Genomic DNA, 13040 nt, shown 5'->3' with positions numbered 1-13040 from the left:
GTCGGCCACCGCCGGCGGGCGTCGCCGTCTCGCCGCCGTTGCGCCCCGGCCGGCGCTGCGCCCCGAATCGGGTCAGCGGTGCTGCTCGGCGGCGGCGCCGGAGCTGGGCCGGTCGTCGCGGACGTACACCAGCATGTCGCCGGTCTCGATGACGCCCGCGGAGTGTTCCGCCAGCGAGACCACCTTGCCCCGGCGGACCAGCGCGATCACCAGTGTCTTGAGCGTCCGCGGCGCGAGCCCCACCTCGTCCCGGTTGGCCGAGCGCATGGCCAGCGCCATGCCCTGCCCCGGGGTCAGCAGGTCCTCGACGACGTCGATGAGCGGCGGCGCCGAGGTGGAGACGCCGAGCAGCCGTCCGGCGGTCGCCGAGGAGACGATGACGTGGTGGGCACCGCTCTGGCGCAGCAGCGGCGCGTTCTCGGCCTCGCGGGCGGCGGCGATGATCCGGACCTGGCCGGCGGTGAGCTGACGTACGGTCAGCGTGACCAGTACGGAGACCTCGTCGCTGTCGGTCGCGATGATCACCGACTTCGCGCTCTGTATGTGGGCCTCTTTGAGCGTGGCCGACCGGGTGGCGGAGCCCTCCACCACAACCAGTCCGGCGGAGGTCGCCTGCCGTACGGCGTTCGGATTGCGCTCGACGACGAGGATCCGCTGCTTGTCGAAGCCCGTCTCCAGCAGTGCGGAGATGGCGCTGCGGCCCTTGGTGCCGTAGCCGCAGATGATGACGTGGTCCTTCACTTTCCTCCTCCACCGCGTCAAGCGGAGGTTGGTGCGGTACTGCTCGGTCAGGACTTCCAGGGTGGTACCGACCAGGATGATCAGGAACAGCACCCGCGCCGGCGTGATCACCAGGACGTTGATCAGCCGGGCCCCCCTGGTCACCGGCGTGATGTCGCCGTATCCGGTGGTGGAGAGCGAGACCACCGAGTAGTAGAAGGAGTCGAGCAGGGTCAATCCGTCCTCGTTGACGTCCCGGTAGCCGTCCCGGTCAAGGTAGACGACGCCGACGATCAACAACACGAGGCCGAGAGCCGCGAGCAGCCGCACGCTCAACGCGCGCAGCGGCCCCCGGGACACGCGGGGAAAATGGATCACCGCTGAGCCTGCCTCATTCTCGCCCCCGCCCGCACGTGCACAACATAGCCCGGAACGTCGCGCCGGGTTGACCTCGGTCCCCGGTCGGGCGGTTGGACGTGTTGTCACGGGCTGCCCGGCTTGCCATGCATGGGGGGGAAATTTTGCCTGAATGCATTGCGCTGGGTGCCGGCGGTAACCAGGCTGTCACGTCAGGTGCGGCCATCGGCGATGAACCTCCCCCGCGCCCACCACATCTCCCACGTTCACCTGGAGGTGCCGTGAGCATGCTGCCCGCAGTCCCCGAGTTGCCCGCCGGGACGGTTCTCGAACTTCGCACCGAGGACTGGCGCTACGGCGGCCACCCACTCTGCCTCCGGGTCGAGGAGGTCCGGCACGACCTCTCGCACTACTACCGAGAGGAGTGGCTCTGGGTGATCGGCGAGGCCCTCGATGCCGACGGGACGCCGAGCGGCCGGATGGAGGCGCTGGTGAAGGTGGCGGCCCTGGCCGGGCCCCGGACGGAGGCGTTCGCCCCACACGGCGACTGAGGGCCGGGGTGCCCGGCCGGGGGAGGACCGGGCGCCGGAGCCGGGCGGGGACCGCCGGCGGCGGGGTCACGGGGTGGCGTCGGTGTGGTCGAGGGCTTGCGCGCGGCACGGCGGGTGTGAAAATTTCCTACCAGCGGTTTATGGGCGTCGGCACAAACCACCGACAACCGGTCCGCCGACCCACCCGCCCGGGGAGCCCAACGAAGGGACGCACCGCATGAAGCCATCTCGGCTCAGCGCCGCCGGCCTGGCCATAGCGCTGCTCGGCTCGCTCGCCGTCTCGACCGGCGCCAGCGCGGCACCGGGTACGTCGACCGCGCCGACGGCCGCCAGCACCTGCCAACCCGACCCCGCCACCCCGAAACGCCAGTTCCGGGCGATGTGGATCGCGAGCGTGGTCAACATCGACTGGCCGACCAGGGCGTCGTACACGGCCCCGGACCGGATCGCGGCGCAGCGGGCCGAGTACACCGGCTGGCTCGACCTGGCCGAGCGGCTCAACCACAACGCGGTGGTGGTGCAGGTCCGGCCGACCGCCGACGCCTTCTGGCCGTCCCCGCACGAGCCGTGGTCGGAGTACCTGACCGGGGTGCGCGGGCAGGACCCCGGCTGGGACCCACTGGCCTACCTGGTGGCGGAGGCGCACAGGCGCAACCTGGAGTTCCACGCCTGGTTCAACCCGTACCGGATCTCCATGCCGGACGGCGCCGGCGCCGACGTGCACAAGCTGGCTCCGGGCCACCCGGTGCGGCAGCACCCGGACTGGGCGGTCGCCTACCCGATCAACGCGGCCGGCTCCCGGCTCTACTACAACCCCGGCATTCCCGAGGTACGACGCTTCGTGCAGACCGCCATGATGGACGCGGTCACCCGGTACGACATCGACGGGGTGCACTTCGACGACTACTTCTACCCGTACCCGGTGGCCGGGCAGGACTTCGCCGACCAGGCCACCTTCGAGGAGTACGGCGCCGGCTTCGCCAGCCGGGCCGACTGGCGGCGGCACAACATCGACCTGCTCGTCCAGGAGATGGGTCAGCGGATCAAGGCGGCCAAGCCGTGGGTGAAGTTCGGGGTCAGCCCGTTCGGCATCTGGCGGAACGCCGCCGCCGACCCACTCGGCTCGGAGACCAACGGCACCCAGTCGTACGACGCCAACTTCGCCGACACCCGCAGGTGGGTCAAGGAGGAGTGGATCGACTACATCGTGCCGCAGATCTACTGGAACATCGGGTTCGCCGTCGCCGACTACGCCAAGCTGGTGCCCTGGTGGGCCGACGTGGTCGCCGGCACGCGGGTGCAACTCTACGTCGGACAGGCCGACTACAAGATCGGTGACCCGGCCCAGCCGGCGCCGTGGCAGGACCCGGCCGAGATGTCCCGGCACCTGACCCTCAACCGGGACCACCCGGAGGTCGCCGGCAACGTGCACTTCAGCGCCGTCCAGGTCCGGGCCAACCGGCTCGGCGCCACCGACGTCTACGCCGCCGCGCACTACTCCCGGCCGGCGCTGGTGCCGACCATGCCGCACCTGCGGGCCCGACCGCTGATGTTCCCGGTGCTGACCGGGGCCTCCCGGCGCTCCGACGGGATCCGGCTGAGCTGGCGGCAGCCGGCCGACGGGATCGGGCCGTTCGGCAGCGCCGCCTCGTACGCCGTCTACCGGTTCGACGGAACGCACCTGCCCAACGCGTGCGACGTCGCCGACGCCGCGCACCTGGTCGGCACCGTACGGGCGGTCGGCGGCGGCACCCAGTCCTACCTGGACACGACCGCCGAGCCGGGCCGGCGCTACACCTACCAGGTGAGCGCGCTCGACCGACTGGCCAACGAGAGCCTGCCCAGCCCGCCGCGCTTCGTACGCTGACCGGACCGGCTCCGACCGGACGCCACGAATGCTCCGGGGTGCACCCGCACCCCGGAGCATTCGCCTGTTTGCGCGGCCTTCAGCAAAATTCAAGCGCACGTAGAGATCGGCCCGCGACGATTCCCCGAGACTGGTCCCACCCCCGGTGACCCACCGGTAACAACCGCCCTCGGATCGCCCCCACCAGGGGCACCCCCTCGACCCGGAGGAACGTCGTGGCTCGTCGTCGCACCGCCCTGGCGGTCAACGTCCTGGCATCCGCCGCCCTGACCCTCGTCGCCGTCCTCGGCCTGACCGGCCCGGCCGCCGCCGTCACCCCCCAACAGAAGCTCTCCGTCCTGTCGAGTTGGACCCAGACCAGCGCCGGCAGCTACAACGCCTGGAACGCCGCCCGGACCAACCAGGGCGCCTGGGCCGACTACAACTTCAACTGGAGCACCGACTACTGCTCGTCGAGCCCGGACAACCCGCTCGGCTTCAGCTTCGAACTCTCCTGCTACCGGCACGACTTCGGCTACCGCAACTACAAGTCCGTCGGGCTCTTCGAGCCGAACAAGGCCCGGCTGGACAGCGCCTTCTACGAGGACCTTCGGCGCTCCTGCGCCACCTACGACGAGTTCGTCCGGCCGGCCTGCGACAGCCTCGCGTGGATCTACTACCAGGCCGTACACATCTTCGGCAGCGTCGCGGTGAGCCAGGCCGACCTGGACCGGGCGGCGGCGCTCAAGGCCGACGGCGAACGCCGCCGAGCACTGACTGCGGCGTAAGGAGCTGTAAGGAAGGGCCCCCCGTTATCGCTTTTGGTAGAGGAAGGGCCCCTTCTTAACAGCTCCGCGCGGTGACCGCGCGCTGAAGGATCAACCCTCCGACAGCCAGCGGAGCATCCGGCACTCGCCGGCCAGCGCGCAGCCGGGCGGCGGCGCACAGGTGGTTCGGGACCGGCGCCGATTGCCGTCGGCGCCGGTCCCGAACCGGTTCCGGGTGATCTCCAGGCGCGGCTTCACCCAGCCCAGGAAGCGGGCGTAGAGCCGCTGCGGGTCGGGGCCGGGTTCCGGGTTGAGCCGGTGCAGGTCGTCGATCGCCGCCTGGAGCATCGTGGCGAGATAGACGTGCAGTGCCGTCGGGTCGGCGACGTACTCGATGGGCAGCAACGTGCGGGCGGTGAGGCACGGCCACTCCGCCGCGCAGGACCGGCAGAGCCAGATCGGCCGCTGCGGCAGGTGTGGCCGGTGGCACCGGCCCGGTTCCCCTGGCGCACCGCCGCCGGCCGGGGCGTCGGTCACCGCGCGCCCCGGGCACGATCGGCCTGGGCGGGGGTCAGCTGACCGGCCCGCCCGGTCGGGTGACCGGTGGGAACCTCCCAGCCGCGACGCTGGTTGCGGCTCCGGATCCGGTTCGCCCGAGGCTCGACCGGCGCCGGATCCTCCACCGGCTCCGGATCCACCGAGCCGCGAGCCGACCGCGCCAGCGTCGGCCCCGCCTGCACCACCGCCCGAGCGGACGGGGCCGCCGAGGGGGGTGGAAACGCCATCGACGGCGCCGGGGCGGCGGCATCCGGGCAGCGCCACCGGAGGCCGCACCGGCAGTACCGCCAGAGCCGCCGCCAGTCGCGGCGGTGCCGATTCGGCGTACGTCTCATCTCACAACCTCCGTCGCGGTCTGGAAGCGGGGGCCGCCTCGGGAAGGGGAGAAATCGTCTCCGGCGGCCCCCGCGCGGTTCCGCCCGTCCTCGTCCGACCCCGAGCGGTTCCGCCGGTGACAGTCTGGTGTGGATGCGACTACGGTCGATAGGTCTGCTGCCCGTTCGCGCAGCTCAGCGGCGGGTTGCGCGTAGTCGTGAGTGGACCGAGTAGTCGGCGCCGGATTTCGAGTGGAGGTTGCGTAGATGGGCGCAGCGGTGGATCTTCTGGTCGAGGAGTTGATCGAGGCACGGACGTCCCGGGGGCTGACGCAGGAGGAGTGGGCGCGGGCGATCAGGTTCTCGCCGACGCACGTCAGCTCGGTGGAGACCCGACACCGGCCGCCGACCGCGGACTACGTCGCCGCCATCGACAAGGCGTTCAACACCGGCGGGACATACACGCGGTTGTTGGTCAAGCTCTCCGGCTTCGACACCGCGCCGATCTGGCTTCAGGACTGGATCGAGATCGAACGGCAGGCGGTGCTGCTGCGCTGGTTCGAACCGGCGTACGTCCCGGGGCTGTTGCAGACCGAGGCGTACGCCCGGGCGACGCTGGCCGGCGGCCGGTTCACCGCCGAGGAGATCGATCAGCACGTCACCTCGCGGCTGGCCCGGCAGGCGATCCTGACCCGGGAGAGGCCGCCGCACTTCATCGCGGTGATCGACGAGGCGGTGCTGCGCCGGCCGGTGCCGGACCAACCGGGGTTGATGCGCGAGCAGGTCGAGCAGATCGCCGCGCTGGCCGAACTGGAGCACGTCCAGGTGCAGGTGGTGCCGGCGTCAACCGGGCTCTACCTCGGACTCACCGGCCAGTTCATCCTCGCGGATCTGCCGGACGTGAGCCGCTTCGGGCATGCGGACAACCAGCTCAAGGCGCAGCGGGTCGACCATCCGGTCGATCTTGCTAGTCTGGCCAGGACGTGGGAAGTCGTGCGCAACCACGCCCTCCCGCTCCGTCAGTCGCTGGAGCTGATCAAGGAAGTGGCGAAGTCATGGAGCTAACCGGTGCCCAGTGGCGCAAGTCGACCCGGTCCGGCGGCAATGGCGGTTCGTGCGTCGAGGTCGCGGACAACCTGCCCGGCGTGGTCGGCGTCCGGGACAGCAAGGACCCGACCGGCCCCGCGCTGACGTTCGCCCCCGCCGCCTGGCGCGCGTTCGTCACCCTCGCCAAGGACCGCTGACCACAGCCCCATCGATGCCCCCACCCCGCCGGGTACGGGGGCATCGTCGTCGTTCGTCCGGTTCGACCATGTCGCAATGTCTCTATTATTGCGCCATCACGACACGCATCCGGCTAGACTTGTCTCAATCATAGAGACATCGGGACACAGCCATGATCTTCACAGCGCCCGACCTGACGGATCGGGACAAGCAGGTTCTCGCGGAGATCCACCAGATGCGCCTCGAACTGGCCGCCGTACTCCGTGCTCCCCGTCGCTGGCGGGGCGGCCTCCGGCGCACGATGCTGGCCCGCGCGATCATGGGCTCGAACAGCATCGAGGGTTACGTGGTGGCCGAGGACGACGCCGCCGCAGCGGTGGACGACGAGGCGCCGCTGAGCGCCGACGAGCGGACGTTCGCCGAGATCCGGGGTTACCGGCAGGCGCTCGGGTACGTCCTCCAGATGGCCACCGACCAGCACTTCACATTCGACACCACCGTGCTACGGGCCATGCACTACATGATGCTGGCGCACGACCTCTCGAAGAGTCCCGGGCAGTACAGAACCGGGTCGATCTACGTGCACGACGACCGCACCGGCACCCGGGTCTACGAAGGGCCCGACGCCGACCTCGTACCCGAGCTGATGGAACAGCTCGCCACCAGCCTGCGCGATGATTCAGGCCATGATCCCCTGATCCGTGGCGCCATGGCCCACCTGAACCTCGCGATGATCCACCCGTTCCGCGACGGGAACGGACGGATGGCCCGCGCCCTGCAAACCCTCGCGCTCGCCCGAGAGGCCATCATCGAGCCGGAGTTCTCCAGCATCGAAGAGTGGCTCGGCCACAACACCGAGTCCTACTACCAGGTCCTGCTCGCGACCGGCCGTGGGAACTGGCAACCCGACCGGAGCGCCCACCTGTGGGTGATCTTCAACCTACGCGCGCACCACATGCAGGCCCAGACGGTTGCGCGCCGAATGGACGAAGCCGCGGCGATCTGGCGCGAGCTGGACGAGCAGGTGGCAAACCACCGCCTGCCAGAACGGGTCACCGACCTTCTCTACGAGGCAGTGCTCGGCTACCGGCTGCGCAGATCGAGCTACATCAAGGCCGCCGGCATCGAGCAGCGGACCGCCACCCGCGACCTCGCCCGCCTGGTCGAGGTCGGCCTGCTCGATGGGCGTGGCGAAACCCGAGGGCGGCACTACGTGGCCGGCGAGACGCTGATTGAGGTCAGGCGTCGGCGCCAGTCCCTACGCCGTCGCCTGCGGGACCCGTACCCGGCCCTGCCGGCCGTGGTGGCGAGCGAGGCGGACGCGGTGGAACTTTCGTCGCCCTGACCGGCCTCTCCCCCCACCGGCCTCTCCCCCACCGGCCTCACTGCTTTTCGGATTTCTCCGGAGCGTGCCGGGGCCCGGAGCGCTGAGCCGGACTCTCCACCCCGGCGAACCGGATCGAGTCGACGGCCAGGTCCGGGTGCTCCACCTCCAGGGCCACCGCCGCCGCCTCCTCCAGGCTCAGCTCGGCCCCGGCCGCGTACGCGGCGTCGAAGGCCGCATCGCCCAGCAGGGCCCGCAGCGCGCTCTGCTCCTGTAGCCAGTACGCCCCGAAGGTGCCCGGGGTGCAGCGCATCGCCGAACGGGTGAGCTGGGCCGCGCCGAAGAGCCGGGCGGCGGTCCTCGGGTCCCCACCGCCCGCGCAGCGCACCGCGATCGCGTTGACCGTGTCGCAGGCGCGGGCCAGGAAGCCGTAGCTCATCCGGGAGCGCAGCGCGACGACCAGGTGGTCGTGCGCGGCGACCAGGTCGCCCCGGGCCAGTGCCACCATGCCGAGCAGCATGTCGACCGAGCGCTTGCCCCGCTCGGTGGGCCGGGCCGCCTCCACCGGCCGGGCCGCGCCGAGCAGTTCGGCCGCCTCGTCCAGCGCGCCCCGCCGCCAGAGCAGCTCGGCGAGGCTGTAGACGGCGAGCAGCGCGTCGCCGGCCACGTCCTCCTCCTCGGCCCAGGCGATGACCTCGCGGCAGACCCGCTCCGCCTCGGCGAGCTGCCCCATGTCCATCAGCGGCGCGGCCCGTCCGGCCAGCACCCGGGCGAGCAGGCCGGCGTCGCCGGCCTGCCGGGCCGCCGACTCGGCCCGCTGGGAGAAGCGCAGCTCCTCGGCGAACTCACCGTCCGCGCCGGCATGCTGCGAGTGCATGTGGTACGCCGCCGCGAGTTCCGCCTCGGGGATCCGCTCCCCGGTCTCGGCGATCCGCCCGTAGAGCCGGAAGAGCCAGAGCCGGCCCTCGCGGGCGAGCCCCCGCTCCCGCCACCACTCGTCGAGCCCGCTGGCCAGTTGCAGGCCGTGCCGGGCGCTGCCCCCGGTCGCCGTCCAGCGCAGCGCGGCGCGCAGCTCGTCGGCGAGCGGGTCGAGGGCGTACAGGCTGAGGGTGACCGGCCGGTCGTCCGGGCCGAGGTACGCCCGCTGCAACGCGTGCAGTGACCAGGCGACGTGCCGGTCCCGGGCGGTCTGCTCCTCCCCGGCGTCGACCAGCCGCCGCGCCGCGTACGCCCGGATCGGGTCCAGCATCCGGTAGGTGCTGCCGGAGACGTTCGGCTCGGCCTGGATCATCGACTTGTCGACCAGCACCGAGAGCGGGTCGAGCGCGTCGTCGTCGAGCAGCCACTCCACCGTGGTCAGGTCGACCGGGCCGGAGAAGACCGCGAGCCAGCGCAGCAGCCGGGCCGCCCGGGGCCCGAGCGTCCGGTACGACCAGGTGACCGTGGCCTGCATCGTGACGTGCCGCTGGGTGGCGGAGCGCTGCGCCGCCCGTACCCCTGCCGGGAGCGCCAGCCCGCGCGCCGCCGCGGCCAGGTCGACCGTGTCGTGCTGGTTGGCGATCCACCGCCGGCCGACGACCGGGGCCGGCTCCACGTCGTCCCGCCCGGCGTCCAGCGCCCCGAGCACGTCGTCGAGGCGCTCGGCGAGCTGGCTGGCCGACAGCACCCGGAGCCGGGCGGCGGCGAGTTCGATCGCCAACGGCAGCCCGTCCAGCCGGGTCACCACCCGTTGCAGGTCGGCCGACTCCGCCGGGCTGGCCCGGCGGCCTCCCCGGGCCGCCGCGGTGCGGTCCAGCAGCAGCGCGACGGCGTCGCTCGGACCGCCGCCCGGCACCGGTTCCACCGACAGGGGTGGGATCCGCCAGATCACCTCGCCCGGCAGGCCGAGCGACTCCCGGCTGGTGGCCAGCACCCGTACGCCGCTGCCGCCGGTCAGCAGCCGCGAGATCACCTCCGCGCAGGCGCCCGGCTGCGCGTCGCAGGTGTCCAGCACGACGAGCATCCGCCGGGACGCCACGAACTCGACCAGCGTCTCCAGCATCGGCCGCCCCGGCTCCGGCCGGAGCCCGAGGACCGCCGCCACCGCGAAGGCGACCAGCCCCGGGTCGGTGACGCTGGCGATGTCGACGAACCAGACCCCGTCCGGATAGGACTCCACCACGCCGCCGGCCAGCTCGACCGCCAGCCGGGTCTTGCCGCCCCCGCCGGCACCGACCACGGTCACCAGCCGGTGCTCCTCGATCAGCCGGTCCAGCTCGGCCCGCTCCAGTCGCCGGCCGACGAACGAGGTGACCTGGGTCGGCAGGTTGTGCGGGATGGCGTCCGCGGTGCGCGGCCGGGGGAACTGCCGCTCCAGCCCGGGGGCGACCAACTGGAAGAGCCGCTCCCGGTCGTCGAAGCCGCGCAGCCGGTGCAGGCCGAGATCGAGCAGGGAGGCGCCGGGGGGCAGCGGAGCGGCGTACTTGGCGGTCGCCCCGGAGCAGAGCACCTGTCCGCCGTGGGCGGCGGCGGCGATCCGGGCGGCCCGGTGCACCTCGGCGCTGGCGTACTCGCCGGCGAGCGGCTCCGCGTGGCCGGTGTGCAGACCCATCCGTACCCGGGGGGTGGCCTCCGGCGTCGGCCACTCGTGACTGTTCAGCGCGCGCTGCGCGGCCAGGCAGGCGTCCAGGGCGGCCGACGCGTCGGCGAACGCGACGAAGAACGAGTCGCCCTCGGTGAACAGCTCGGTGCCGTCGCTCGCCGCCAGGGTGGCCCGGAGCAGGCGCCGGTGGTCGCTGAGCACCGGTCGATAACCCGCACCGAGCATCTGAGCCAGCCGGGTGGAGCCCTCGATATCGGTGAACATGAACGTCACCAGCCCGCTCGGCAGGTGGATCCGTGACGACATGCGTGGAACCTCCCGCCCCCTGGAAGTCGCGTTCATGCTGCCGCATATTTACGCGTCGGCCCATCGTAGGAACGGACGGGGCACCCCCGTCCCAAGGGGCTATCACCCGACTACGCTCCGGAGCCGACGCCGGGGAATGGGGGCAGGGAACCCCGGGACCGCCCGCGACCAGCGGGTCCACCCGGGACCGGACCGCCGCCGGACCGGATGGGGGTGGCGTCGGCCGGGCCGGAGGCGCCGACAGCCGGCGAGCGTCGGGCTGGTTCGGGAAGCCCGATCAGCCGGAGGGTGTCGGGCCGGGGAGTCCGCTCAGCCGGAGGGTGTGGGGCCGGGAAGCCCGATCAGGCGGACGGCGTCGGGGTGGGTCGGGGCCGATCAGCAGCCGCAGCCGCCGCCGCAGCAGCCTCCGCCACCGGCGGGGGCCGCCGGGGCCGCACCCGCCGCGCCGCCACGGCCGGTCACCGCGACCGTCGACAGTAGCTTGACGGTGTCGTCGTGCCCGCGCGGGCAGGAGGCGGCGGCCGAAGCCTCGGCCATCGGCCGGTTGACCTCGAAGGTGTCGCCGCAGGCGCGGCAGCGGAACTCGTAGCGGGGCATGCCAACAGGGTACGGCCAGACCTGACGTTCGGCCGTCCATGGGTAATACTCGACGGGTGGCGGAGCGCGAGGACATGTCGACGGCTCGGTCCCTACGTCCCGCCGCGCCCGCGTTCGACGGGCCGCTGGCCAGTTCCGGGGCCGCGCCCGACCCGGTAGCCGAGCCGCCGGCCCCGCCCGAGACCCCGGTCGTCCCCCGGACGCCGCCCGCCGGGACGACAGCGGGCGGTACGGCGGACAGCGGTACGGCGGGCAGCGCCGAGGCGGCCTCGGCCGGGACGACCGCCACCGCCGTGCCACCGGTCGCCGTAGTGCCACGGCCGCGCGCGAAGCCCGGGTCGGAAACCGGGCCGGGCTCCGATCCGGAGCGGGCGACGTCGACGCCGGATGCGGCGGAGCAGACCGAGGCGAGAAGCACGGACGCACCGGAGCCGGCCGCCGAGCCGGAGAGCACGGCCGGGCCGGACACGACGGCCGAGCCGGACACGACCGCCGAGCCGGAGAGCACGGCCGGGCCGGACACGACCACCGAGCCGAGGACGACGCCGGCCCCGGTGGCGACGGCCGCCGGGACAGGGCCGGCCGAGTCGACCGGGAGCACGGCCGAGCCGAGGACGACGGCGACCGACCCCGAGCCCGGGACGACCGGAGCCGAGTGGACGGCCTCCGGGGTCGCGGCGACGACCGACGCGCCCGTGACGACCGCCCCGGACCAGGCCGCCACGTCACCGGTGACCAGGGCCGAGTCGACCGACCCCGAGGCCGGGGCCACCGATCCGGCGACGCCGCCGGCAGCGCCCGACAGCCCGACGGCGGAACCCCGGGGCGACTCGACGCAGCCGGCGGCGGCAGCGTCCGGACCGGGCGGCGCCTCGACCGGCACCCTGATCGACCTCGACCGGCCGGCGGTGGGGCGGGCCGGCGTCAAGCGACGGATCCGGGTGCCCTTCGCGCGCGCCGTACGCCGCTGGCCGTCGCCGCGGGAGACCGCCGTCGACGGCGTACGGGCGGCTCGGGCCTGGTCCCAGCGGCCCAGCGGCCGCCTCACCCTGCCCGCGCTGCTGCTTCTCGCGCTGGTCGCGGTGAGCGGCACCGCCGGTGCCGTGCTGATCCCGGCGGCGGCCGGTGACCCCCGACCGTCCCCGACCGGGGCCAGCGCGCAGCCCGGCCCGGACGGCCAGCTTCCACCGGGGCCGACCGGCGTCGTCGCCACCCCGCCGACCGATCCGGCGCTCGGCGGGAGCCTGCCGCCGCCGTTCAGCGTCGGCGGTCGCCCGGCCGACATCCTGGCGAGCTGGGCCACCCAGACCGGCAGCCGGGTGCAGGTCGCCCCGATTGCCATGCAGGCGTACGGCTACGCCGAGCTGACCCTCGGCCAGACCACTCCGGGCTGCCAGCTCCGCTGGACCACCCTGGCGGCCATCGGGATGGTGGAGTCGAGCCACGGGCGGGCCAACGGCGCCACCCTCGGGGCGAACGGCCGGGCCGAACCGGAGATCATCGGTCCACGGCTGGACGGCACTGGCGATGTGATGCGCATCACGGACACCGACGACGGTCGGCTCGACCGGGACACCGAGTACGACCGGGCGGTGGGTCCGATGCAGTTCATCCCCACCACCTGGGAGCAGTACGGGGCGGACGCCGACCTGGACGGCCGGAAGGACCCGCACGACCTCGACGACGCGGCGCTGGCCGCCGGTAACTATCTGTGCAAGGGCGGGCGCAACCTCTCGGTCGCCTCGGACTGGTGGAATGCCATCCTTTCCTACAATGACGTGCGGCCATATGCCCAGGCGGTGTTCGACACGGCCAACAAGTACGGCATCGACAGCAGAACTTAGCGTAATGGCCCATGCACATTGCAGAACTGGGCACTTTCGCCGACGTGCGGT

10 protein-coding genes and 1 pseudogene are annotated in these 13040 nt (G+C 72.7%); 7 read left to right on the top strand and 4 right to left on the bottom strand.

Annotated elements, in window-relative coordinates:
* Window positions 1–72: 72 nt before the first annotated feature.
* Window positions 73–1098 (bottom strand): potassium channel family protein, encoded by a 1026-nt coding sequence (locus tag ACQEUR_RS09640; RefSeq protein WP_433028536.1) that lies wholly within the window; start codon window positions 1096–1098, stop codon window positions 73–75.
* A gap of 266 nt (window positions 1099–1364) precedes the next feature.
* Between ACQEUR_RS09640 and ACQEUR_RS09635 the strand changes: the two genes are divergently transcribed.
* The 3 genes from ACQEUR_RS09635 to ACQEUR_RS09625 all read left to right on the top strand — a co-directional run bounded on the left by ACQEUR_RS09635 (window position 1365) and on the right by ACQEUR_RS09625 (window position 4262).
* Complete coding sequence (locus ACQEUR_RS09635; protein ID WP_433028534.1) at window positions 1365–1628, top strand: hypothetical protein; 264 nt, start codon at window positions 1365–1367, stop codon at window positions 1626–1628.
* A gap of 217 nt (window positions 1629–1845) precedes the next feature.
* Complete coding sequence (locus ACQEUR_RS09630) at window positions 1846–3495, top strand: family 10 glycosylhydrolase (RefSeq protein ID WP_433028532.1); 1650 nt, start codon at window positions 1846–1848, stop codon at window positions 3493–3495.
* A gap of 215 nt (window positions 3496–3710) precedes the next feature.
* Window positions 3711–4262, top strand: a complete 552-nt coding sequence (locus ACQEUR_RS09625; protein ID WP_433028530.1) for a phospholipase — start codon at window positions 3711–3713, stop codon at window positions 4260–4262.
* A gap of 90 nt (window positions 4263–4352) precedes the next feature.
* Here the strand turns inward: ACQEUR_RS09625 and ACQEUR_RS09620 are convergent, their stop codons facing one another.
* Complete coding sequence (locus ACQEUR_RS09620) at window positions 4353–4778, bottom strand: hypothetical protein (RefSeq protein ID WP_433028528.1); 426 nt, start codon at window positions 4776–4778, stop codon at window positions 4353–4355.
* 602 nt (window positions 4779–5380) lie between these two features.
* Here ACQEUR_RS09620 and ACQEUR_RS09615 point away from each other — a divergent pair.
* The 3 genes from ACQEUR_RS09615 (at window position 5381) to ACQEUR_RS09605 (ending at window position 7682) form a co-directional block, all read left to right on the top strand.
* Entirely contained in the window at window positions 5381–6178 is a 798-nt protein-coding gene (locus ACQEUR_RS09615; RefSeq protein WP_433028526.1) for a helix-turn-helix domain-containing protein, read from the top strand.
* The gene (locus ACQEUR_RS09610) at window positions 6169–6357 is read left to right on the top strand and encodes a DUF397 domain-containing protein (protein ID WP_433028524.1); all 189 of its coding nucleotides are present in this window, start codon (window positions 6169–6171) and stop codon (window positions 6355–6357) included. The genes ACQEUR_RS09615 and ACQEUR_RS09610 overlap by 10 nt, the downstream gene beginning before the upstream one ends.
* A 152-nt stretch (window positions 6358–6509) precedes the next feature.
* Window positions 6510–7682 (top strand): Fic family protein, encoded by a 1173-nt coding sequence (locus tag ACQEUR_RS09605; protein WP_433028522.1) that lies wholly within the window; start codon window positions 6510–6512, stop codon window positions 7680–7682.
* A 37-nt stretch (window positions 7683–7719) separates the two neighbouring features.
* Here ACQEUR_RS09605 and ACQEUR_RS09600 read toward each other — a convergent pair whose 3' ends face one another.
* Together ACQEUR_RS09600 and ACQEUR_RS09595 are read right to left on the bottom strand one after the other, a co-directional pair.
* Window positions 7720–10548 carry an ATP-binding protein gene (locus ACQEUR_RS09600; RefSeq protein WP_433028520.1) on the bottom strand — a complete coding sequence of 943 codons (2829 nt, stop codon included), beginning with the start codon at window positions 10546–10548 and terminating at the stop codon, window positions 7720–7722.
* 375 nt (window positions 10549–10923) lie between these two features.
* A complete protein-coding gene (locus ACQEUR_RS09595) occupies window positions 10924–11145 on the bottom strand; it encodes an FmdB family zinc ribbon protein (RefSeq protein WP_433028518.1) in 222 nt (73 codons plus the stop codon).
* A 1019-nt stretch (window positions 11146–12164) separates the two neighbouring features.
* Between ACQEUR_RS09595 and ACQEUR_RS09590 the strand changes: the two are divergent.
* Window positions 12165–12989: pseudogene (locus tag ACQEUR_RS09590) on the top strand (lytic transglycosylase domain-containing protein); the annotation flags it as partial.
* Between the last annotated feature and the right edge of the window lie 51 nt (window positions 12990–13040).

Origin of the sequence: Plantactinospora sp. CA-290183 (genome assembly GCF_050936375.1) — a bacterium.
Taxonomy (GTDB): Bacteria; Actinomycetota; Actinomycetes; order Mycobacteriales; family Micromonosporaceae; genus Plantactinospora.
Note: the sequence above shows the minus strand (reverse complement) of the source record. Positions and strands in the feature narration are given on the sequence as shown.